Source organism: Achromobacter sp. MUI-25009338, assembly GCF_057359325.1.
The window spans coordinates 4,816,389-4,836,129 of sequence record NZ_CM170627.1 but is presented as its reverse complement, the minus strand read 5'-3'; the positions used below and the strand labels follow the sequence as shown (position 1 = coordinate 4,836,129).

Below are 19,741 nucleotides of genomic sequence, written 5' to 3'. Positions count from 1 at the left end.
GGCGCCTGGCGCCGGTCCTCGTCATCCCCGCAGTTTTCCGGACGGTTTGCATGGATAGTCTCGAATGGCTCGTACCCTGGGAGTTCTCTCCCACGCTGGTGGCTTCCTTTGCGGTCGCCATCGCGCTGTTCGTGCGCGGCCAGCGCGTCCATCGCGTGACCGGCGCGCGCAAGATCCTGTTCTGGGCGGGCCTGGTGCTGCTGTACCTGTCCATGCATACCCGGCTGGACTACTACGCCGAGCGCATGTTCTTCATCCACCGCATCCAGCACCTGGTGCTGCACCATCTGGGGCCGCTGCTGGTGATGGCGGCTTTCCCGGGGCAGGTCATGCGTGCGGGCCTGCCCATGGCGTGGCGGCTGCGGCTGCGGGACTTCCTGCGCACCGGCGCGGGCCGCGCCACGGTGGCGGTGCTGACCAACAAGATCTTCGTGCCGTCGCTGTTCGTGTTCCTGGTGCTGGTCTGGCTGATCCCGTCGGTGCAGTTCTATTCCATGCTGGACTGGCGCCTGTACCGCCTGATGAACTGGTCGGTGGTGATCAGCGGCTTCATGTACTGGAACCTGATCCTCGACCGCCGGCCCGCGCCGCCGGCGGCCATGACGCCCGGCGGCCGGGTCATTTCGCCGGTGCTGACGATGCTGCCGCAGATGGTGGCGGGCGCGGTCATCGCCTTCACGGAAAGCGATATCTACCCTTTGTTCGAGCTGTGCGGCCGCGCCATCGCGATGTCGGCCCAGACCGACCAGACCATCGGCGGGCTGACGATGTGGATTCCCGCCGCGCTGGTCGAGGTGATCGGCCTGATGGTGGCCCTGGGAACCTTGATGCGGCTGTCGGCCAAGGGGCGCCTGCGCAAGGCCGACCGCGACGCCCAGGCCCGCGCGCGGGCCAAGAGCCGCGCGCTGTCGGCCTAGCCGCCTAGCGCGGGTTCATTCCGGTTCGAGGCCGTGGTACTTCTTGCCCAGCGCCACGGTGGCCTGGAACATGCCGGCCTTGCTGCCGCAGTCGTAGCGCACGCCGTCGTAGCGGTGCGCGTACACGGCGCGTTCGCGCATCATCGAGGCGATGCCGTCGGTGAGCTGGATTTCGTTGCCGGCGCCCATCTTGGTGGAGCGCAGATGATCGAAGATGGCGGCTTCCAGCACGTAGCGGCCCACCACCGCCAGCGTGGACGGGGCGACTTCGGGATCGGGCTTTTCAACGATGTGCGTGACGCGCTCGGTGCGGCCGTCGGCGCGGGACTCGCCCTCGCGGGTGGCCACGATGCCGTACTTGCGGGTGTCGGCGCGGGGCACGTCCTGCACGCCCAGCACGCTGGCGTTCTGCGCCACGGCCACGTCCACCAGCTGCTTCAGGGCCGGCGTGTCGGAGTCGATCAGGTCGTCGGCCAGCAGCACGGCGAAGGGCTCGTCGCCCACGGCCGGGGCGGCCGACAGCACGGCGTGGCCCAGCCCGAGCGGGGCCGACTGGCGGATGTACAGACAGTTGACGTGCGCGGGTAGAATGCCGCGCACCATGGCCAGGAGCTCGTGCTTGCCCTTGCTTTCCAGGTCGGATTCAAGCTCGGGGGCGGAATCGAAGTGGTCTTCGATTGCGCGCTTGTTGCGTCCTGTCACGAAAATCAGGTCGGTGATGCCGGCGGCGACGGCCTCTTCGACGGCATATTGGATGAGCGGCTTGTCGACCACGGGCAGCATTTCCTTGGGCATCGCCTTGGTGGCGGGCAGGAAGCGCGTGCCCATGCCAGCGACGGGGAAAACGGCTTTACGGACAGGACGCATTGAGACCTCGTTGGGGAGTCGATGAAACATTTTAATCTCATCGCTATCATAGGCTTATGAACCGCAGGAAAATGCCATCCATTTGCTCGATTGCGAAACGAGGCGCAATTTTCGGCCTCTGTGCGGCGCTGGCCGTGCCGGGGCTGCCGGCAACCGCCTGGGCGCAGCCGATGGGGCTGCCCTCGATGGGCGCGGCCTCGGCGGCCGAACTCTCGCCCATGCTGGAGCGCAGCCTGGGCCAGGCCATCATGGCCCAGGGGCGGCGCGACCCCACCTATATCGACGACCCCGAACTCAGCCAGTACCTCACCACCATGGGGCGCAAGCTCGCGTCCTACGCGTCGGGCGCCGTGCCCGAGGTGGAAATGTTCGGCGTGCGCGACCCCGAGATCAACGCCTTCGCCATGCCCGGCGGGTACATCGGCGTCAATACCGGCCTGATCGTGTCCTCGGCCAGCGAATCCGAACTGGCGGCGGTGCTGGCGCACGAAATCGGCCACGTCGTGCAGCGTCACATCGCGCGCGGCATGACGCAGCAGAACCAGAACGGCATGGTGATGCTGGCCAGCCTGGCCGGGGCGCTGCTGGCCGCCCTGGCCGGCGGCGGCGGCAACCTGGCGGTGGGCGTGGCCGCGTTCGGCCAGGCCGCGGCCATCAACCGCCAGCTGGGCTTCTCGCGCGACGCCGAGCGCGAGGCCGACCGCGCCGGGGTCCAGATGCTGACCAAGGCCGGTTACGACGCCAGCGGCATGTCGCAGATGTTCGCGCGCCTGATGAACGCCTCGCGCCTGAACGAAGGCGCCGGCGGCGGCTCCTGGGCCAGCACCCACCCGCTGTCCATCGAGCGCATGTCGGACATCCAGAACCGCGTGCGCGGCATGCCGGCCTCGCGCCATATCGACAGCGACGATTTCTGGTACTTGCGCGCCAAGATGCGGGTGGTGCAGGGGCGCGACGCCGTCAGCCTGCGTTCGGCCGCCCAGCAGCTCCAGGACGAGGCGCAGGCGCTGTCCGGCGTGCGCCGCTCGGCCGCCTACTACGGCCTGGCGCTGCAGGCCTTCCAGCGCAACAACCTGGCCGAAGCCGAACGCAACCTGGAACTGGCCGCCGCGGACGGACGCAACTCGCCCCAGCTGGCCAAGCTCGGCATCGACGTGGCGCTGGCGCGCAAGACCTACCCCAAGGCGCTGGAACTGGCCCAGGCCGCCACCAAGCGCTGGCCCGACCAGCGCGCGCTCGGCATCGCCTACGCCCAGGCGCTGCAAAGCGTGGGCCGCCACGCCGAGGCGCAGGACTACCTGCGGGCCAAAATCAAGGTCTGGGGCGACGACGAGCCCAGCCTCTACCAGATGCTGGCGCAAAGCGAGGAGCGCAACGGCAAGCCCGTGCAGGCGCGCCGCGACCTGGCGCGCTTCTATGTCATGACCGGCGCGTTCGCCGCCGCCGAATCGCAGCTGCAGCAGGCGCGCGGCATGTCCAACGATTTCTATGAGCAGTCGCAGATCGACGTGCAGATCAAGGAAGTCAAGGACAAGCTGGCCGAGGAACGCCAGCTGCTGGAGCGCTTCAAGTCGGGCTGAACCCTACAGCCCGGTTTCGAAAAAGCGCCCCAGCCGCTGCGGCAGCCAGTTCAGGTGGGCCGGGAAGCTGCCCGTGGGAAAGCCCGCGTGCCCGCCGTCCGTAGGTTGGTGCAGCAGGATGGAAGGCGAGCAGTCCTGCGGCGTGGGCAGCGAGGCGGCCGGGATGAAGGGGTCGTTGCGCGCATTGAGCACTAGCGTGGGCACGGCGATCTTCGGCAGCCAGGGCTTGCTGGAGGCGCGCGTCCAGTAATCGAGCGCGTTGCGAAAACCATGCATGGGCGCCGTGTAGGTGTCGTCGAATTCGCGCAGGTCGTGCGCGTGCGCGATGCGCATGACGTCGACGGCGCCCGGAAAGCGGTGCGCCTTCTCCAGCACCTTGTGCTTGAGCGTCTTCAGGAAATGCGCGGTATAGACGCGGCGGTTGAAGACGCCCGTGGACAGGGTCTTGCCGCAGGCCACCAGGTCCAGCGGCGCCGAGACGCCCGCGCAGGCGTTCAGCCAGCGGGTTTCCTCGTGGTGCTCCCCCAGGTATTTCAGCAGCGCGTTGCCGCCCAGCGAGACGCCCACGGCATGCCAGCGCGCGTGCGGGATGCGCTGGCGCACGGTCTCCAGCATGAAGCCCACCTCGGCCGAATCGCCCGAGTAATAGGCCCGCGCCAGGCGGTTCGGCACGCCCGAGCAGCCGCGGAAGTGCGCGATCACCACGATCCAGCCGCGCGCGCGGAAATGGTGCGCGATGGACTGCGCGTAGCGGCTGCTGCTGCCGCCTTCCAGGCCGTGGAACAGGATCAGGGCGGGGGTGTCGGGGTTGTGCGGCAGGGATTGCCAGTCGGCTTCGGTCATCCACCTGGCCGCGGCGGTCTTGCCGTTGGCCACCGGACGCTGGCCGCTGACCGGCGCGCCGTCGGCGGCCTTGTGCGGAAACAGCCCCGGGCCGGTCCAGTCGAAATCGACGAAGTCGGTGTCGGGCGTATCGACCCGCTCGCGCACGAAGGCGATGCGGTGGTACTGCGCGAACAGGGCGGCATAGACCGTCTGGCTATCGCCTCCGGGCAGCCAGGAAGGAACGGGGCAGGGTGTTGTATCCAGGCGAGCAGCGGCCAACGAGAAATCCACCCCGGTCAATGCAGCATGTCGGGTACGTCGTGCAGGTCGAGCACCCCGGCTTCCGTGGGCGCCGGCGAAGCGTGGTGCATGACCATGCGCCAGCCCGTGGGGCCCTTGTGGTAGATGTTGGTGGCGTAGCAATTGGCGAATTGCGTGCCTTCCCGGGTGCGCATCGCCACCTGTTCGACCAGCACGTGCACCGCGCACATCATGCTTTGCATGACCAGCGGGCGCAGCGGGCGGATGTGCAGGGGGCCGTTGGCCAGCACCTGCTGCCACGACTCCTGCACCGCCGAGTGCCCGACGATGCGCAGGCCTCCCGGATGGATGCAGACGACCTCTTCGTCGTCGGCCCAGATCTGCATCAGGCGAACGCTGTCCGCCTGTTCCAGGGCTTCGTAGAACGCGTGTTCTGCTTCTTCGGGCGTGGCGAACATGGTGACGGAAACGGGTATGCGTTGTAAGGCCGGCTCAGTGCCCGTGGCCGTGCAGCACGGTGCCGGGCTTCAGGCGGTACTGGGCGCCGCAATAGGCGCAGCTGGCCGAACCGGTGCGGGCCACGTCCAGGAAGACGCGCGGGTGCATGCTCCAGAGCGGCGCCTTGGGGCCGGGGCAGAAAACGGGCAGGTCTTCGGCGCCGACTTCGATGACTTCGTGGGAGTGGGGGACGGCGGCCGGGGCAGCAGCGGTCATGGATATTCCTGAATAAAAAAACCGGTAAACGGCAGGTTGTGGCGATGGCGCGGCCCGATCGCGGGCCGGGCCGCTGGGATCAGACTTTGCTCAGCCAGTGATGGTACTTCGGGTTGCGTCCATTCACCATGTCAAAAAACGCTTTCTGCAGCTGTTCGGTGATGGGGCCGCGCCGGCCGGAGCCGATCTGGCGGTTGTCCACCTCGCGGATGGGCGTGACTTCGGCGGCGGTGCCGGTGAAAAAGGCCTCGTCGGCAATGTAGACGTCGTCGCGGGTCAGGCGCTTGGTGACCACGCGCAGGCCGAAGTCGGCCGCCAGCGCGTGGATGGTGCTGCGGGTGATGCCGGTCAGGGCGGAGGCGATCTCGGGCTCGCAGAGCACGCCGTCCTTGACGATGAAAAGATTCTCGCCCGAACCCTCGGCCACGAAACCCTCGGTATCCAGCAGCAGGGCTTCGTCGTAGCCGTCCTGCAGGGCCTCGGTGTTGGCGAGGATGGAATTGGCGTAGGTGGTGGCCACCTTGGCGCGCGGCATGGTGACGTTCACGTGCTGGCGCGCATAGGACGACACCTTGACCCGGATGCCCTGCGACAGGGCTTCTTCGCCCAGGTAGGCGCCCCAGGGCCAGGCGGCGATGGCCACGTGCACGCGCGCGCCCTTGGGGGACACGCCCATTTTTTCCGGACCGTAGAACACCAGGGGGCGCAGATAGCCGGATTCGAGCTGGTTTTCGCGCACCACCGTCCGCTGGGCCTCATTGATTGTGTCGCGATCGAAAGGCATGGGGATCTGGTAGATGTGCGCCGAGTTGAACAGACGGTTGGTGTGGTCTTCGAGGCGGAAGATGGCGGTGCCGATCTCGGAGCGGTAGGCGCGCACGCCTTCGAATACCGACAGGCCGTAGTGCAGGGAATGGGTCAGGACGTGCGTGGTTGCGTCCCGCCACGGGACGAGTTTGCCGTCATACCAGATGAATCCGTCGCGGTCTGCCATCGACATGGTCTTCTCCCCGGGTCTGCTTCCCGTCTGCTCCTCTATAGAGGCGCATATTGTATCAAGCAGCGAGGGTACAATACGCGCCTATTCCGCGCCCTGGCGCGGCGCCGCCAGCGCATTGTGCCGCCGGCGGGCGAACGGGTTGTCGTGCGTTCCTTTCCTTAGAGTTTCCATGTCGTCCTGTCCGAATCGCCAGGGGGCTGCCGTTGTCCTCTGAATCTGCGCTTTCCGAAACCGAAGACCCGGCCGTGCACCGGCGGGAACGCGTCACCGCCTTCCGTGCCGGCGTCCACGCCATCGTGCCGGCCCTGATCGCCACGGCCACCTGGGGCCTGGTCACCGGCGTGGCGATGGTCAAATCCGGCCTGACCGAATCCATGGCGCTGGCCATGACGCTGCTGCTGTACGCGGGCTCGGCCCAGCTGACCTCGCTGCCGCTGATCGCCACCGGCGCGCCACTGTGGCTGATCTTCGCCGCCGGCTGCGTGGTCAACCTGCGGTTCCTGATCTTCGGCGCGGCCCTGCAGCCTTATTTCCGCCATCTTTCCTGGCCCAAGCGGCTGGGCCTGGGCTATTTCACCACCGACATGGGCTTCGTGCTGTTCATGCCGCGCTATGGCGACGCCGCCGAGCGCGGCACGCGCGAGCAGCTCTGGTACTTCATCGGCGTCATCACGCCGGGCTGGTTCGTGTGGCAGGGGTCTTCCATCATCGGCATCTACCTGGGCACGATGGTGCCCGCCGCCTGGTCGCTGGACTTCGCGGCGGTGCTGGCGCTGCTGGCGATCACGGTGCCGCTGGCCAACTCGCGTCCCATGCTGGTCTCCATGCTGGCCGCCGGCGTGGTCGCCTGGGTCGGCCAGGCGCTGCCGCTGCGCCTGGGCCTGGCGGCCGCCGTCGTGGCCGGCGTGGTCGCCGGCATCTGGGCGGAACGCTTCTTCAAGGGCCGCGCATGACCCTCTGGCCTTCCGAGATCTACGTCTATTCCGCCATCCTGCTGCTGGCGCTGTGCAGCGTGCTGACCCGCGCCGGCTTCATGCTGTTCGGCGACTACATCCCGCTGCCCGAAGGCGTGCGGCGGGCGCTGCGTTACGCGCCCGCGGCCGCCCTGACCGCCATCATCGTGCCCGATCTGCTGCCCTGGAAGGCCGGGCTGGGCCCGGTGTTCGACTACAAACTGGTGGCCGGCGTGCTGGCGGTGCTGGTGTTCCTGCGCACCCGCAGCGCGGTGCTGGTCATCATCGTTGGCATGCTGGCCCTGTGGGGCCTGCGCTGGCTGGCGGGTTGACGGCCGTTCCGTTCCGGGCGTCCATCAGGTGGACGCTTCCGGCCTGCCTGCCGGACGCTTGCATCCGGCCGCGCAGGGGCCTTGTAACGGCTTTCGAAAGCCGGTTTGACGGCGGCGTAATCCGGCTGCGCTAAAATCAGCCGATACACAGCAATCCGGGCCTGGTACTGCCCTCATAGGTATCGAATCCAGAACGCGCCGCCTGGCCTGCAAGGGCAGGACTCACATGGCGCGTGTTCAGGCTGTCCCGATGCATATGCAGGGCAGTGCGTGCAGCACTCTCGTTTTGTTCTTTTTCATTGGTCCCGGTATCTGCCTAACCCTGATGACTGAATCCACTCAACCCGTAGCACCCGCCTCCGAAGCGCCCGCGCCGACGTTCGCCGACTTCGGGCTGCATCCCCTGCTGTTGCAGTCCATCGCCGAAACCGGCTACACGACTCCCACGCCCATCCAGGCCCAGGCCATCCCCGTAGTGGTGGAAGGGCGCGACGTCATGGGCGCGGCGCAGACCGGCACAGGCAAGACGGCGGCCTTCACGCTGCCCATCCTGCACCGCCTCATGCCGCTGGCCAACACCAGCGCATCGCCCGCGCGCCATCCGGTGCGCGCGCTGATCCTCACGCCCACGCGCGAACTCGCGGACCAGGTGTACGAAAGCGTCAAGCGCTACAGCAAGCAGACGCCGCTGCGCAGCGCGGTGGTGTTCGGCGGCGTGGACATCGGGCCGCAGAAAGAAGCCCTGCGCCGCGGCTGCGAAGTGCTGGTGGCCACGCCGGGCCGCCTGCTCGACCACGTCGAGCAGAAGAACGTGAATCTCAGCCAGGTCGGCATCCTGGTGCTGGACGAAGCCGACCGCATGCTGGACATGGGCTTTCTGCCCGACCTCGAACGCATCATCCGGCTGCTGCCCGCGCAGCGCCAGGGCCTGCTGTTCTCCGCCACGTTCAGCAACGAGATCCGCAAGCTCGGCCGTTCCTACCTGAACCATCCGGTCGAAATCGAAGTCGCCGCGCGCAACGCCACCGCCGCGACGATCACGCAGATCGCCTACAAGATGCCCAGCGACGCCAAGCGCGCCGCCGTCGTGCATCTGGTGAAGTCGCGCGGACTGAAGCAGGTCATCGTGTTCTCGAACACCAAGATCGGCACCGCGCGCCTGGCGCGCGAGCTGGAGCGCGACGGCGTCAAGGCCGAATCGATCCACGGCGACAAGACCCAGGCCGACCGCATGAAGGCGCTGGAAGCCTTCAAGGCCGGCGAGCTGGAAGTGCTGGTGGCCACCGACGTGGCCGCGCGCGGCCTGGACGTGGCCGGCGTGCCCTGCGTCATCAACTACGACCTGCCGTACAACGCCGAAGACTACGTGCACCGCATCGGCCGCACCGGCCGCGCCGGCGCCTCGGGCGAGGCCATCGCGCTGTTCACGCCCGACGAAGAACGCTTCCTGCTCGACATCGAAAAGCTGATCAAGCGCGAAGTGCCGCGCGGCACGCTGGACGTGCCGGCCGACCTGGTGGCGCGCAGCCACCGCCGCAGCGACGACCGCCGCGGCGGCTCGTCCTCGCGCGAAGGCCGCGGCGAACGCGGCCGTTCGGGCGATCGCCGCTCCAGCTACGCCGGCGCGCCGCGCCAGCCGGTGGACGATTTCTTCCTCAAGCCCTACGAGCCCTCGGCGCCGTCGGCGCCGGCCGAAGCGCCCGCCGCGCCCAAGAGCAACCCGTCGGCGCCCAAGCGGCAGCTCGCCGTGCTGCTGGGCGGCAGCCGCAAGCCCTGAGTCCACCCATGAAAAAACCGCAAGCCCTCGATGCGAGGCCTTGCGGTTTTTTTATGGACGGGCGCTTCAGGCGGCCAGCAGCCGCGGCAGGTCGGGCAGCGCCGTCTGCACCGTCGCGCTGTTTTCGTCCAGGCTTTCGAGCAGGCGCTCGAGATGGCCGATGTGCGGCAGCATGGGTCCGTAGAACACCACGCGCGGGCCGATCTGCACCAGCAGCGTGGGGAAGTTCTCCACGTCTTCCTCGCCCAGCAGCTCCGCGTGGTCTTCGATGTCTATCCATGCGAAGACGTGTTGCGGCATGGCCTGGGCCAGCGCCTGCAGCTTGGGCTTGTACTGTTCGCAGGTATCGCACCAGGCCGCGCAGAAACAGGCGACCAGCCAGGTGTCGGGCGACGAGGCCAGGCGCGCCCGCAGCGCGGCCTGATCGGTATCGGGTACGAGTAGAGACATGTGGGCAGATCGAGGCGTGTTTGACTATCATACCCGGGATGTCCACCGCCTCTTTGTCCACGCCATGACCGTTATGCGCACCGATTCCCCCACGCCCGAGCAGGACCGTCTTTCCAGCGCCGGCGCGGGCGCGGCCAACGTGGGCCAGGCGTTCAAGCGCGCGCTGGTGTCGCAATGCCACCCGACGATGCTGTTCGCGGTCCTGCTGCCTTTCCTGATCGCGCTGGTGGGCGCCTTCCTGCTGCTGTGGCTGTTCTGGACGCCGCTGACCGATTGGCTGCGCGCCGAGGTCTCGCACTGGGACGTGGTCAACCGGGTCGACGAATGGCTGGTCGCCGTCGGCCTGTTCTCGCTCAAGATCTATCTGATCCCGGTCATCGCCGCGGCCATCCTGCTGCCGGTCTCGGGCATCCTGGGGCTGGCCATCGCCGCCGTCTTCGTCATGCCGCTGGTGCTGCGCCACGTGGGCCAGCGCGAGTACGCGTCGGTCAGCCGGCAGGGCAAGTTTTCCACCGCGGTCAGCGTCTGGAACGCGGTGTGGGTGTCGGTCGCCTTCGCCGTGGGCTGGACGCTGACCTTGCCGCTGTGGCTGGTGCCGCCGATGGCGGTGGTGCTGTCCATCTTCTGGTGGGCCTTCGCGTTTTCGCGCATGATGCGCGTGGACGCCATCGTCGAACATGCCAGCCCGGCCGAGCGCAAGCTCATCCTGGAACGCAACAACGGCGGCTTCTGGACCATCGGGCTGATCTGCTCGCTGCTGAACCTGTTGCCGCCGGCGTGGATCATCCTGCCGGTGTTCTCGGCCCTGGTCTACGCGCACTACGGACTGGAGGCGCTCAAGCGCCTGCGCCAGGACCGCGTCATCGACGCCTGAGGCGTCATTCTTCTCACCACTCTGGAACCGTACATGGCCGCAGAACCCGCCGCCCGCCGCATCGGCCTCATCATCGTGGGGGATGAAATCCTCTCGGGCCGCCGTCAGGACAAGCATTTTTCCAAAGTCGTCGAGCTGCTGGGCGCGCGCGGCATGCAGCTGGGCTGGACCGAGATCCTGCCCGACGACCGCGACACGCTGACGGCGGCGTACCGCCGCAGCTTCGCCTCGGGCGACGTGGTGTTCTCCTGCGGCGGCATCGGCGGCACGCCGGACGACCACACCCGGCAGGCAGCGGCCGCCGCGCTGGACCTGCCGCTGGCGCTGCATCCCGAGGCCGAGCAGGCCATCGCCCAGCGCACCGCCGAGCTGGCCGCCAAAGGGCAGGGCACGGCCGACATGAGCGCACCCGAGAACCAGCAGCGCCTGCAGATGGGCGTGTTCCCGCAGGGCTGCGAGATCGTGCCCAACCCCTACAACCGGATTCCGGGCTTCTTCATCCGCGACCATACCTTCGTGCCCGGCTTTCCCGTCATGGCCTGGCCGATGCTGGAATGGACGCTGGACACCCGTTATCGTGCGCTGCAGCATGTGCGCGTCCACGCCGAGCATTCCTTCCTGGTGTTCGGCATGCCGGAGTCGCGCATCACGCCGGCCATGGTCAGCGTGGAAACGCGCTGGCCGGGCGTGCGCGCCTTCAGCCTGCCCAGCGTCGGCGAGACCGGCGGCGCCCCGCATATCGAGCTGGGCGTGAAGGGCGAGCCCGAGGGCGCGGCCGAGGCCCTGGCCTTCCTGCGGGCCGAGGTCCTGCGCCTGGGCGGCAAGCTGGAAGCGCCGGCCGGCGTCTGATGGCCGGCAGGCGGATAAGGTGCGGCCCCGTTTTATTTACGAAAAATCCATTGCCAAACAGGCTGGTAAATTTCACAATACGGGATAGAAATGTTTGTTGCGTCGCCGCAAGCAGTTCGCCTGCGGCGCAGACCCACATCATCCCATGGCCCGTCTTTCGCCCTCCCGCAATCCCCTGGACGCCGAAACCGAAGGCGCTTCCGCCCATCCCATCGCCATCCAGGTGATCGAGCGCGCCATGCGCCTGCTCGACGCCCTGGCCGCGCAGCCGGACCCCGTGACGCTCAAGGAATTGTCCGCCACCACGGGCCTGCACGCGTCCACCGCGCACCGTATCCTCAACGATCTGGTGGTCGGCCGGTACGTCGAGCGGGTCGACAACGGCCTGTACCAGCTGGGCATGCGCCTGCTGGAGCTGGGTTCGCTGGTCAAGGGGCGCCTGAACGTGCGCGAGGCGGCCATCTCCGCCATGCGTTCGCTGCACAAGCTGACCGGGCAGACCATCAACCTGTCGGTGCAGCAGGGCGACGAGATCGTGTACATCGACCGCGCCTGGAGCGAGCGCTCGGGCATGCAGGTGGTGCGCGCCATCGGCGGACGCGCGCCGCTGCACCTGACCTCCACCGGCAAGCTGTTCCTGTCCACCGGCGATGCGCGCCTGGTGCGCGCCTACGCGCTGCGCACCGGGCTGGCCGGCCACACGCGCAACAGCATCACCGACCTGGACCGCCTGGAGCGCGAGCTGGCGCTGGTGCGCCGCCACGGCTATGCGCGCGACAACGAAGAGCTCGAACTGGGCGTGCGCTGCATCGCCGCCGGCATATTCGACGACACCGGCAAGCTGGTGGCCGGGCTGTCGATCTCGGCGCCGGCCGAACGCCTGCAGGACGAATGGATCAAGGCGCTGGTGGACACCGCCGCCAGCATCTCCGAGGCGCTGGGCTACGAGCCGTCGGTGTCCGCCAGCTTCAACGGGCTGGGCATGGCGGCCGAGGCGCTCAGGGGCTGATCGTCCCGCGCCCAAAAAGAAAAGCCCCGCGGGGCTTTTCTTTTTTGCATCCGCCTGAGCGGGCGAGGCGGCCTTATTGCGCTTCGACGCCGGCCTTCTTGAACAGCTCGGCCCATTGCGGGACCTGCTGCTTGACCTTGGCTTCCAGTGCCTGCGGGTTGGCTTCGGCCGTCAGGACCGTGGCGCCCAGCTGCTTCATGCGTTCCTGGAACTTGGGGTCGGCCAGGCCGGCCTGCAGGCTCTTGACCAGCTTGTCCACGACCGGCTTGGGCGTGCCCTTCGGCACCCACATGCCATGCCAGATGCCGACTTCGAAGCCCTTGTAGCCGGACTCGTCCATGGTCGGCAGCTTGGGCAGCGTGGGCACGCGCTTCAGGCTGGTGACGGCGTAGGCCTTGACCTTGCCGCTGTCGATCTGCTGCGTGGTGTTGGTGGTCTGGTCGCAGAGCAGGTCCACCTGCTTGCCCAGCAGGTCGTTCATGGCCGGCGCGGTGCCCTTGTACGGGATGGTCAGCAGCTGCACGCCCAGCGCTTCGACCAGCATGGTGCCGCACAGGTGGCTGGCGGCGCCGATACCGGCGTTGGCGAGCGAGACCTTGTCCTTGTTCTTTTTGACGTAGTCGGCCAGTTCCTGGATGTTGTTGGGCGGGAAGTCCGAGCGCGCGATGATGGTCATCGGCACGTCGACCACCAGGCCGATGGGCTCGAAGCTCTTGTAGGGGTCATACCCGGGGTTCTTGTACAGCGACGGCGCCGTCGAAAAACCGGCGTGCATCAGCAGGACGGAATAGCCGTCGGGCTGCGCGCGCGCCACCTGGGTGGTGCCGATCGTGCCGCCGGCGCCGCCCTTGTTTTCGACCACGACTGTCTGGCCCAGCGCGGTCCGCATGGCCTCGGCGAGCGAGCGCGCGACGTTGTCCGTCGGGCCGCCTGCGGCGAAAGGCACCACCATATTGACGGGGCGATCCGGGTATTCCGCCTGGGCTGCGCCGGCAGCGAGCATGGCGCTTGCGGCGAGCAGGGCCGACAGCGTGCGGGGAATGAGGGTCATGGAGTCTCCAGTTGCAGGGTTTTGCTTGCTGCGATTTAGTTATTGCCGGCTGACTTGTCGATTATGTTTTTTTCAGCGGCGTGAAAGCAGTGTAGAAAAGAATTGATACGCCGTCACGTCCGGTTTTTCCCCAAGCGGGGGGCTGTTTGTCTTGGATCAAACGCCGGTCCGCGGGGGCTCGCCGGGAAAGTGCAATCATTTATTGCACCGCACAAAAACTCCTTGACAAGTTTTTTTCCCAGCCTAGAATGGCAATTGTGCAGTGCATCAAACGAGCCGGCGGTAGCTTGTAGTACCAGTTTCCGCGCACGTTTACCCCTTCGTCGCAGACAACCAATCCTTATTTGCCGGATCGCCCCCCGGCTACCTCCCAAGGAGCATTCTATGAGCGCCATTCCGCAACAAGTCCTGGACCGTCAAAAGGCCAACATCAACACCCTCGTGGCCGCTCAATCGGCTGTGTTCGCCGGTTTCGAAAAGCTGGTCGAGCTGAACCTGAAGGTCGTCAAGGCCACCCTGGACGAAGTCGCCCAGAAGTCGCAGCAAGCCGCCGAACTGAAGGACCCGCAGGAAGCCGCTGCTTTCGCCTCGGGCCTGCTGCAGCCGGGCGCCGAAAAGGCCATGGCCTACACCAAGCACGTGTACGACATCGTCGCCGGCGTGCAAGGCAGCCTGGTCAAGCTGACCGAAGAACAGATCGCCGAAAGCCAGCAACAGCTGAGCGAAGTGGTCGACCAGTTCTCCAAGAACGCCCCGACCGGTTCCGAAAGCGCCGTCGCCCTGATCAAGTCCTCGCTGGCCACCGCGACCAGCGCCTACGATTCGATGAGCAAGGCCGCCAAGCAGGCCGCCGAAGTCGCCGAGTCGAACCTGAACGCCGCCGCCAACGCCACGTTCAAGGCCGCCACCGACGCTGCCGAGGCCGCCAACAAGGTCGCCAGCCGCAGCCGCCGCAGCGCCGCCTGAGCCTTTGGCGCGCGCACCGGCGCGCAAACCGCTAGTGCGCAAACCGCAGTAATGTAGTACTGTTGAGTGACAGAGCAGAGCTGGAATTAGGGCCACCCGATGGGTGGCCCCTTTTTTTTCCCGGTCAGCGGGCCACGGCCCGCACGCATTCGCCCACCAGGGCCGGGCCGCGGTAGATCAGGCCGGTATAGAGCTGCACCGCGTCGGCGCCGGCTTCCAGCTTCTCGCGGGCCTGGCGGCCCGACATCACCCCGCCCACCCCGATGATGGCCAGGCTGCTTCCCAATTGCTGCTTGAGCCGGCGGATGACTGCCAGCGACAGTTCGTGCACCGGCGCGCCCGACAGGCCGCCGGCTTCTTCGGCATGCGGCTGGCCGGCGACCGCGTCGCGCGAGAGCGTGGTGTTGGTGGCGATGACGCCGTCGATGCCGTGGCGCGGCAGGGCGTCGGCGATGGCGTCGATCTGTTCCTGCGTGAGGTCCGGGGCGATCTTCACCGCCATCGGCACGCGGCGCTGGTGCCGGTCTTCCAGCGCCTTGCGCTTGTCGGCCAGCTGCGCCAGCAGCGCCGACAGTTCGTCGCCGCCCTGCAGCGCGCGCAGGTTCTTGGTGTTGGGCGACGAGATATTGACCGTCACGTAGTCCGCGTGCGGATACACGCCTTCCAGGCCGATCAGGTAGTCGTCGGCCGCGCGTTCTATCGGGGTGTCGGCATTCTTGCCGATGTTCAGGCCCAGGATGCCGCCCTGGGTGCGCCAGGTGCTGCGCTGCACGTTGGCCAGGAAGGCCGGCAGGCCCTGGTTGTTGAAGCCCAGCCGGTTGATGAGCGCGTTGGCGCGCGGCAGCCGGAACATGCGCGGCTTGGGATTGCCGGGCTGGGCGCGCGGCGTGACCGTGCCCACTTCGATGAAGCCGAATCCCAGGTTCCCGAGCGCGTCGATATAGGCGCCGTTCTTGTCCAGCCCCGCGGCCAGCCCGATCGGGTTGGCCAGCTGCATCCCCATCAGCGTGCACGGCGCCTTGGGCTGCGCGTGCAGCAGCTTGCGCGTGGCGCCGCAGTCATAGGCGCGCTGCAGGCCCGACAAAGTGACTTCGTGGGCGGTTTCCGCGTCCATGGCGAACAGCGCCGGGCGGGCCAGGGGATAGGCGTGGAAGAGAATAGACATGGGGCGGAATTGTAGAGCGAATTCGGCCGGCCCTGCGCCCGCCGCCGGGATCAGGCGGCCGGCGGTTCGGGCTGGTCGCGCCAGGCGCCGTCGACCAGGAACTGCGCGGGATGGAAATTCGACTTGTAGGACATCTTGCGGCTGGCGGCGATCCAGTAGCCCAGGTAGAGCCAGGGCAGGTTCAGGATGCGGCATTGCTCGACCTGCCACAGGATGCTGTAGGTGCCGAGACTGCCGGGGTGGTCCGGGTCGTAGAACGTGTAGACCGAGGACAGGCCGTCGTCCAGCACGTCGATGATGGACACCATGACCAGCTCGCCCTCGGGGCTGCGGAATTCCACCAGCCGGGTATTGACGCGGCTGGTGAGCAGGAATTGCGCATACTGGGTGCGGCTGTCCTCGTCCATGCCGCCGCCGGGATGGCGGCCTTGCTGGTAGCGCGTATAGAGCCGGTAGTGCTCGGGCGACCAGGCCAGTTCGGCGACGAAGGACTGCAGGTCCTGGTGCGCGCGCCAGGCGCGGCGCTGGCTGCGGTTGGGCGCGAAGCCGGCCGCGTCCACCCGCACCGGAATGCAGGCCTGACAGTTGTCGCAATGGGGGCGGTAGGTGAACAGCCCGCTGCGGCGAAAGCCCTGTTCCACCAGCTGCGAGTACGTGCCCGCGTTGATCAGGTGACCGGGCGCGGCGACCTGCGAGCGGGCCTGGCGGCCAGGCAGATAGCTGCAGGGGTAGGGAGCGGTTGCGTAGAACTGCAGGGTCGAGAAGGGAAGTTCTTTAAGCTGGCTCATGGCGATCCCGGAAGACGGCGGCGAGTCCGCGACGGGACGGCTACATAGTAACGCCGTTCCCCGGTCCGCAGGCGCCGTCCGGATGCAGGCGTCCGGCACTGTCGAGCGTGCCGCGCGTCCACGGCGGCCCGGGCTGCGCGGTGGCGCCGCGCACATGCTGCAGGAACGCGACGCGCGAGATCGGGCGCGCGCCCAGGCTCGCCAGGTGGCGGGTCTGCTGCTGGCAGTCGATGCGCTGCACGCCGTGCGCGGCCAGGTAGCGCACCAGGTAGGCCAGCGCCACCTTGGAGGCGTCGGGGCGGCGGGCGAACATGGATTCGCCGAAGAACATGCGGCCCAGGCTGATGCCATACAGGCCGCCGGCCAGTTCGCCATCGATCCAGGTTTCGATGCTGTGCACGTAGCCGGCCTCGTGCCAGGCGCGGTAGGCCTGCTGCATCGCGCCGGTGATCCAGGTGCCGGGCTGGCCGTCGCGCGGCGCGGCGCAGGCGGCCATGACCCGCTCGAACGCGGTGTCCACGCGCACCTGCACGCGGGCCTGGCCCGCGGCCTCCTCGCGCGCGAGCCTGCGCAGCAGCTTGCGCAGCGAGTGCGAGGGCGCGAAATCCCTGACCGCCAGCACCATGCGCGGATCGGGGCTCCACCACAGAATGGGCTCGCCTTCCGAATACCACGGGAAGATGCCGTTGGAGTAAGCCTGGATCAGCCGCGGGATGGACAGGTCAGCGCCCGCGGCCAGCAGGCCGTCGGGGTCCGTCAGCGCGAACTCGGCAGGCGGGAACGGCGTATCGACGGCGAGCCAGGGCAGTTTCAACGGTGCGATTCTAGGGTGTAGTGGTGAGGCGAGAACACGCCGGACTTGCGGTCCTCGAAATAGTGGCGCAGCGTGGTGGCCACGGTGCGGAACGCCAGGTCGTCCCAGGGGATTTCGGATTCTTCGTAGTAGCGCGCTTCCAGGCTCTCGGGGCCGGGGTCCAGGTCGGGCGACAGGGCCTGGGCCAGGTAGAACACGTGCACCTGGTCGATCTGCGGCAGGTCGATGACGGTGTAGAGCTCGCCCAGCTGGATGCGGGCGCCGGCTTCTTCCAGCGTTTCGCGCGCGGCGCCCTGCGCCGTGCTTTCGCCCAGTTCCATGAAGCCGGCGGGCAGCGTCCAGGTGTTGTAGCGCGGCTCGATCGCGCGCCGGCACAGCAGCACGCGGTTTTCCCAGACCGGCACGGTGCCGACCACGAGGCGGGGGTTCTGGTAGTGGATGGCCCCGCAGTGGTCGCAGATGTCGCGTTCGCGGTTGTCGCCCTCGGGCACCCGGCGATTGACGGGCGAGCCGCATTGGCTGCAGAAATGCGAACGGCGCGGCGCGGGGAAGTATTCGATGGGCGATTTGGCGGTCATGGGTAGGATTCTACCGGCTGCGGCGGGGACTGGCGCGCCGGCCCGGCGCGGGCGGGGGCGCCGCCCCGTAGCGCGCTTCCAGGTGTTCGACGAAGGACCGCACCTTGGGCGACAGAAAGCGCCGGTGCGGGTAGAGCGCGTACATGGAGATCGGGGTGTGCGCGTAGTCGGTCAGCAGCGCCACCAGCCGTCCGGCGCGCACGTCTTCGCCCACCAGGAAGTCGGGCTGCAGGATGATGCCGTGCCCGGCCAGCGCCGCGGTGCGCAGCACGTCGCCGTTATTGGCGCGCAGCGCGGCGTTCACGCGCACCAGGTGGGTCACGCCGTCCTTCTCGAAATGCCATTCGTTGCCGGTGCTGGCGTAGGCGTAGTGCAGGCAGCGATGCTGCCTGAGTTCTTCCGGGCTTTGCGGCGTGCCGTGGCGCGCCAGATAGGACGGGGCCGCGCACACCAGCAGCTGCTGCGGCGCCAGCGGACGCGCCACCAGCGAAGAGTCCAGCAGCGGGCCGATGCGCACCGCCACGTCGAAGCCGTCTTCCACCAGGTCGACAACGCGGTCGTTCAGGTCCAGGTCGATGACCACGTCGGGATAGCGCTGCAGGTATTCGGCGATGGCCGGGCCCAGGTGCAGGATGCCGAAAGACACCGGCGCGCTGACGCGCAGCCGGCCGCTGGGACGCTGGCCCTCGGCCTGCAGCGACTGCTCCAGGTCCGCCACTTCTGCCAGGATGGGGCGCACGCGCTCGTAGAACGCGCGGCCGGCGTCGGTCATGCTGAGCTTGCGGGTCGTGCGGTTCAGCAGCCGCACGCCGTAGCGCTGCTCCAGGTAGGCGATCTGGCGCGTGACGACGGAACGGGCCAGGCCCAGCTTGTCGGCCGCCGCCGCGAACGAGCCCAGTTCCACCACCTTGGCGTAGGTCTGCATGGCGGTATGCGTGTCCAAGATTGTTTCCTATCGAGGAACAATAATTTGCGATTCTCCATCTTTATCATTGTTTTTGGAATCGCAAGAATAGCGCTCCCGAATGATCGCTCCAGGAGAGTGCAATGGTTGATACCCGTACCGCGCCTTATGCCGCGCTGCTGCTGCGCTTGGCGCTAGGCGCCATGTTTCTGGCCCATGGCCTGACCAAGCTGCTGGTGTTCACGCTGCCCGGCACGGCCCAGTTCTTCGCCAAGATCGGCTTCGCCGGCTGGCTGGCCTATCCGGTGACCTTCTTCGAGATCGGCGCCGGCGTGCTGCTGATCCTGGGCGTGGTGCCGCGCTGGATCGCCGCCATCGCCGCGGTGCAGCTATTGGTGGCCTCGACCGTGCATTTCGGCAACGGCTGGAGCTCCGGCAATCCGGGCGGCGGCTGGGAATACCCGGTCTTCCTGACCGTGGCGGCCGCCGCGCTGGCGCTGCTGGGCGACGGCAAATTCGCGCTGTACGGCAGCCGCCGCGGCTGAGCGCCGCGCGCGGCCCATAGAATGGAACGGTCGTCCCCAAACACCGGAGTTGCCATGTCCTTGCCCCTGTCGTTTCTCAAGCGCGCCGCGGCCGCGTCGCTGCTGGCCGCCGCGCTGTCGCCATTGGCCGCCCATGCCTCGGCCGAACAGGAAGCCGCCAACAAGGCGGCGGTGCTGGCCTTCTACGAGAAGGGCCTGAACCAGAAGGATGCCGAGGCGGCGCTGAAGTATGTGGGCGACCGCTATGTGCAGCACAACCCGAACGCGGAAGACGGGCCGGACGGCTTTCGCAAGTTCATCGCCTTTCTGCGCGACAAGTATCCGCAGTCCCGAAGCGAGATCAAGCGCGCCTTCACCGACGGGGACTACGTGATCCTGCATGTGCACGCGGTGCGCGAACCCGGCACGCGCGGCAGCGCCATCATCGATATCTTCCGCCTGGAACAGGGCAAGATCGTCGAGCACTGGGATGCGGTCCAGCCCATCCCCGAGCGGTCCGCCAACGCCAACGGCATGTTCTGA

General features: G+C 67.6%; 23 protein-coding genes. 11 read left to right on the top strand and 12 right to left on the bottom strand.

Annotated features, from left to right (window positions below; genetic code table 11):
- Positions 1-50 precede the first annotated feature (50 nt).
- Complete coding sequence (locus AC1IQ6_RS22895; protein ID WP_102775588.1) at positions 51-917, top strand: cytochrome c oxidase assembly protein; 867 nt, start codon at positions 51-53, stop codon at positions 915-917.
- Positions 918-932: 15 nt separating this feature from the next.
- Here the strand turns inward: AC1IQ6_RS22895 and galU are convergent, their stop codons facing one another.
- Entirely contained in the window at positions 933-1,784 is an 852-nt protein-coding gene (gene galU, locus AC1IQ6_RS22890; RefSeq protein WP_102775589.1) for a UTP--glucose-1-phosphate uridylyltransferase GalU, read from the bottom strand.
- Positions 1,785-1,840: 56 nt separating this feature from the next.
- Between galU and AC1IQ6_RS22885 the strand changes: the two genes are divergently transcribed.
- Positions 1,841-3,364, top strand: coding sequence for a M48 family metalloprotease (locus tag AC1IQ6_RS22885; RefSeq protein ID WP_247747897.1), 1,524 nt, complete (start codon positions 1,841-1,843; stop codon positions 3,362-3,364).
- A gap of 3 nt (positions 3,365-3,367) precedes the next feature.
- On the opposite strand, the gene AC1IQ6_RS22880 is transcribed toward AC1IQ6_RS22885, so the two are convergent.
- The 4 genes from AC1IQ6_RS22880 to AC1IQ6_RS22865 form a co-directional block, all read right to left on the bottom strand.
- Positions 3,368-4,468 (bottom strand): YheT family hydrolase, encoded by a 1,101-nt coding sequence (locus AC1IQ6_RS22880; RefSeq protein WP_111826453.1) that lies wholly within the window; start codon positions 4,466-4,468, stop codon positions 3,368-3,370.
- A 17-nt stretch (positions 4,469-4,485) separates the two neighbouring features.
- On the bottom strand, positions 4,486-4,908 hold the full coding sequence (locus AC1IQ6_RS22875) for a YybH family protein (protein ID WP_102775591.1): 423 nt from the start codon (positions 4,906-4,908) through the stop codon (positions 4,486-4,488).
- Between the two features lie 34 nt (positions 4,909-4,942).
- Positions 4,943-5,164, bottom strand: coding sequence for a zinc-finger domain-containing protein (locus AC1IQ6_RS22870; protein ID WP_102775592.1), 222 nt, complete (start codon positions 5,162-5,164; stop codon positions 4,943-4,945).
- A gap of 79 nt (positions 5,165-5,243) precedes the next feature.
- Positions 5,244-6,164 carry a branched-chain amino acid transaminase gene (locus AC1IQ6_RS22865; RefSeq protein ID WP_102775593.1) on the bottom strand — a complete coding sequence of 307 codons (921 nt, stop codon included), beginning with the start codon at positions 6,162-6,164 and terminating at the stop codon, positions 5,244-5,246.
- Positions 6,165-6,367: 203 nt separating this feature from the next.
- On the opposite strand from AC1IQ6_RS22865, the gene AC1IQ6_RS22860 reads away from it, so the two are divergent.
- The 3 genes from AC1IQ6_RS22860 (at position 6,368) to AC1IQ6_RS22850 (ending at position 9,226) form a co-directional block, all read left to right on the top strand.
- Positions 6,368-7,117, top strand: coding sequence for an AzlC family ABC transporter permease (locus tag AC1IQ6_RS22860; RefSeq protein ID WP_168202235.1), 750 nt, complete (start codon positions 6,368-6,370; stop codon positions 7,115-7,117).
- Positions 7,114-7,449, top strand: coding sequence for an AzlD domain-containing protein (locus AC1IQ6_RS22855; protein WP_102775595.1), 336 nt, complete (start codon positions 7,114-7,116; stop codon positions 7,447-7,449). The genes AC1IQ6_RS22860 and AC1IQ6_RS22855 overlap by 4 nt, the downstream gene beginning before the upstream one ends.
- A 325-nt stretch (positions 7,450-7,774) precedes the next feature.
- Complete coding sequence (locus AC1IQ6_RS22850) at positions 7,775-9,226, top strand: DEAD/DEAH box helicase (RefSeq protein ID WP_102775596.1); 1,452 nt, start codon at positions 7,775-7,777, stop codon at positions 9,224-9,226.
- A gap of 66 nt (positions 9,227-9,292) precedes the next feature.
- On the opposite strand, the gene AC1IQ6_RS22845 is transcribed toward AC1IQ6_RS22850, so the two are convergent.
- Entirely contained in the window at positions 9,293-9,676 is a 384-nt protein-coding gene (locus tag AC1IQ6_RS22845; protein WP_102775597.1) for a thioredoxin family protein, read from the bottom strand.
- Between the two features lie 64 nt (positions 9,677-9,740).
- Between AC1IQ6_RS22845 and AC1IQ6_RS22840 the strand changes: the two genes are divergently transcribed.
- From AC1IQ6_RS22840 to AC1IQ6_RS22830, 3 genes are all read left to right on the top strand, one after another.
- On the top strand, positions 9,741-10,550 hold the full coding sequence (locus AC1IQ6_RS22840; protein ID WP_102775598.1) for an EI24 domain-containing protein: 810 nt from the start codon (positions 9,741-9,743) through the stop codon (positions 10,548-10,550).
- A gap of 33 nt (positions 10,551-10,583) precedes the next feature.
- Entirely contained in the window at positions 10,584-11,399 is an 816-nt protein-coding gene (locus tag AC1IQ6_RS22835) for a competence/damage-inducible protein A (protein WP_102775599.1), read from the top strand.
- Between the two features lie 145 nt (positions 11,400-11,544).
- Complete coding sequence (locus tag AC1IQ6_RS22830) at positions 11,545-12,408, top strand: IclR family transcriptional regulator (RefSeq protein ID WP_102775600.1); 864 nt, start codon at positions 11,545-11,547, stop codon at positions 12,406-12,408.
- A 73-nt stretch (positions 12,409-12,481) separates the two neighbouring features.
- Here AC1IQ6_RS22830 and AC1IQ6_RS22825 read toward each other — a convergent pair whose 3' ends face one another.
- On the bottom strand, positions 12,482-13,459 hold the full coding sequence (locus tag AC1IQ6_RS22825) for a tripartite tricarboxylate transporter substrate binding protein BugD (RefSeq protein ID WP_102775601.1): 978 nt from the start codon (positions 13,457-13,459) through the stop codon (positions 12,482-12,484).
- Positions 13,460-13,843: 384 nt separating this feature from the next.
- Between AC1IQ6_RS22825 and AC1IQ6_RS22820 the strand changes: the two genes are divergently transcribed.
- Positions 13,844-14,425, top strand: coding sequence for a phasin family protein (locus AC1IQ6_RS22820; RefSeq protein ID WP_102775602.1), 582 nt, complete (start codon positions 13,844-13,846; stop codon positions 14,423-14,425).
- Positions 14,426-14,549: 124 nt separating this feature from the next.
- On the opposite strand, the gene AC1IQ6_RS22815 is transcribed toward AC1IQ6_RS22820, so the two are convergent.
- From AC1IQ6_RS22815 to AC1IQ6_RS22795, 5 genes are read right to left on the bottom strand one after another with little or no spacing between them, the layout of a single operon-like run.
- Entirely contained in the window at positions 14,550-15,590 is a 1,041-nt protein-coding gene (locus AC1IQ6_RS22815) for a quinone-dependent dihydroorotate dehydrogenase (protein WP_102775603.1), read from the bottom strand.
- 50 nt (positions 15,591-15,640) lie between these two features.
- Positions 15,641-16,378, bottom strand: coding sequence for an arginyltransferase (locus tag AC1IQ6_RS22810; protein WP_102775604.1), 738 nt, complete (start codon positions 16,376-16,378; stop codon positions 15,641-15,643).
- 40 nt (positions 16,379-16,418) lie between these two features.
- On the bottom strand, positions 16,419-17,192 hold the full coding sequence (aat, locus tag AC1IQ6_RS22805) for a leucyl/phenylalanyl-tRNA--protein transferase (RefSeq protein WP_102775605.1): 774 nt from the start codon (positions 17,190-17,192) through the stop codon (positions 16,419-16,421).
- Positions 17,189-17,770, bottom strand: coding sequence for an NUDIX hydrolase (locus AC1IQ6_RS22800; RefSeq protein ID WP_102775606.1), 582 nt, complete (start codon positions 17,768-17,770; stop codon positions 17,189-17,191). The genes aat and AC1IQ6_RS22800 overlap by 4 nt, the downstream gene beginning before the upstream one ends.
- Before the next feature lie 10 nt (positions 17,771-17,780).
- The gene (locus AC1IQ6_RS22795; protein ID WP_181391071.1) at positions 17,781-18,713 is read right to left on the bottom strand and encodes a LysR family transcriptional regulator; all 933 of its coding nucleotides are present in this window, start codon (positions 18,711-18,713) and stop codon (positions 17,781-17,783) included.
- A 104-nt stretch (positions 18,714-18,817) separates the two neighbouring features.
- Here AC1IQ6_RS22795 and AC1IQ6_RS22790 point away from each other — a divergent pair, with 104 nt between their 5' ends.
- Both AC1IQ6_RS22790 and AC1IQ6_RS22785 read left to right on the top strand, forming a co-directional pair.
- Positions 18,818-19,219: a DoxX family protein gene (locus tag AC1IQ6_RS22790; protein WP_102775607.1), complete on the top strand. Its 402-nt coding sequence runs from the start codon at positions 18,818-18,820 to the stop codon at positions 19,217-19,219.
- 54 nt (positions 19,220-19,273) lie between these two features.
- A complete protein-coding gene (locus AC1IQ6_RS22785; protein WP_111826454.1) occupies positions 19,274-19,741 on the top strand; it encodes a nuclear transport factor 2 family protein in 468 nt (155 codons plus the stop codon).

Bases quoted from the DNA above. Each gene is read 5' to 3' on its own strand.
- AC1IQ6_RS22830 (WP_102775600.1), top strand. From the start codon at position 11,545: ATGGCCCGTCTTTCGCCCTCCCGCAATCCCCTGGACGCCGAAACCGAA.
- AC1IQ6_RS22835 (WP_102775599.1), top strand. From the start codon at position 10,584: ATGGCCGCAGAACCCGCCGCCCGCCGCATCGGCCTCATCATCGTGGGG.
- AC1IQ6_RS22850 (WP_102775596.1), top strand. From the start codon at position 7,775: ATGACTGAATCCACTCAACCCGTAGCACCCGCCTCCGAAGCGCCCGCG.
- AC1IQ6_RS22790 (WP_102775607.1), top strand. From the start codon at position 18,818: ATGGTTGATACCCGTACCGCGCCTTATGCCGCGCTGCTGCTGCGCTTG.
- AC1IQ6_RS22840 (WP_102775598.1), top strand. From the start codon at position 9,741: ATGACCGTTATGCGCACCGATTCCCCCACGCCCGAGCAGGACCGTCTT.
- AC1IQ6_RS22875 (WP_102775591.1), bottom strand. From the start codon at position 4,908: ATGTTCGCCACGCCCGAAGAAGCAGAACACGCGTTCTACGAAGCCCTG.
- AC1IQ6_RS22855 (WP_102775595.1), top strand. From the start codon at position 7,114: ATGACCCTCTGGCCTTCCGAGATCTACGTCTATTCCGCCATCCTGCTG.
- AC1IQ6_RS22785 (WP_111826454.1), top strand. From the start codon at position 19,274: ATGTCCTTGCCCCTGTCGTTTCTCAAGCGCGCCGCGGCCGCGTCGCTG.
- AC1IQ6_RS22800 (WP_102775606.1), bottom strand. From the start codon at position 17,770: ATGACCGCCAAATCGCCCATCGAATACTTCCCCGCGCCGCGCCGTTCG.
- AC1IQ6_RS22825 (WP_102775601.1), bottom strand. From the start codon at position 13,459: ATGACCCTCATTCCCCGCACGCTGTCGGCCCTGCTCGCCGCAAGCGCC.
- AC1IQ6_RS22845 (WP_102775597.1), bottom strand. From the start codon at position 9,676: ATGTCTCTACTCGTACCCGATACCGATCAGGCCGCGCTGCGGGCGCGC.
- AC1IQ6_RS22810 (WP_102775604.1), bottom strand. From the start codon at position 16,378: ATGAGCCAGCTTAAAGAACTTCCCTTCTCGACCCTGCAGTTCTACGCA.
- AC1IQ6_RS22885 (WP_247747897.1), top strand. From the start codon at position 1,841: ATGAACCGCAGGAAAATGCCATCCATTTGCTCGATTGCGAAACGAGGC.
- AC1IQ6_RS22815 (WP_102775603.1), bottom strand. From the start codon at position 15,590: ATGTCTATTCTCTTCCACGCCTATCCCCTGGCCCGCCCGGCGCTGTTC.
- AC1IQ6_RS22820 (WP_102775602.1), top strand. From the start codon at position 13,844: ATGAGCGCCATTCCGCAACAAGTCCTGGACCGTCAAAAGGCCAACATC.
- AC1IQ6_RS22895 (WP_102775588.1), top strand. From the start codon at position 51: ATGGATAGTCTCGAATGGCTCGTACCCTGGGAGTTCTCTCCCACGCTG.
- AC1IQ6_RS22865 (WP_102775593.1), bottom strand. From the start codon at position 6,164: ATGTCGATGGCAGACCGCGACGGATTCATCTGGTATGACGGCAAACTC.
- galU (WP_102775589.1), bottom strand. From the start codon at position 1,784: ATGCGTCCTGTCCGTAAAGCCGTTTTCCCCGTCGCTGGCATGGGCACG.
- AC1IQ6_RS22870 (WP_102775592.1), bottom strand. From the start codon at position 5,164: ATGACCGCTGCTGCCCCGGCCGCCGTCCCCCACTCCCACGAAGTCATC.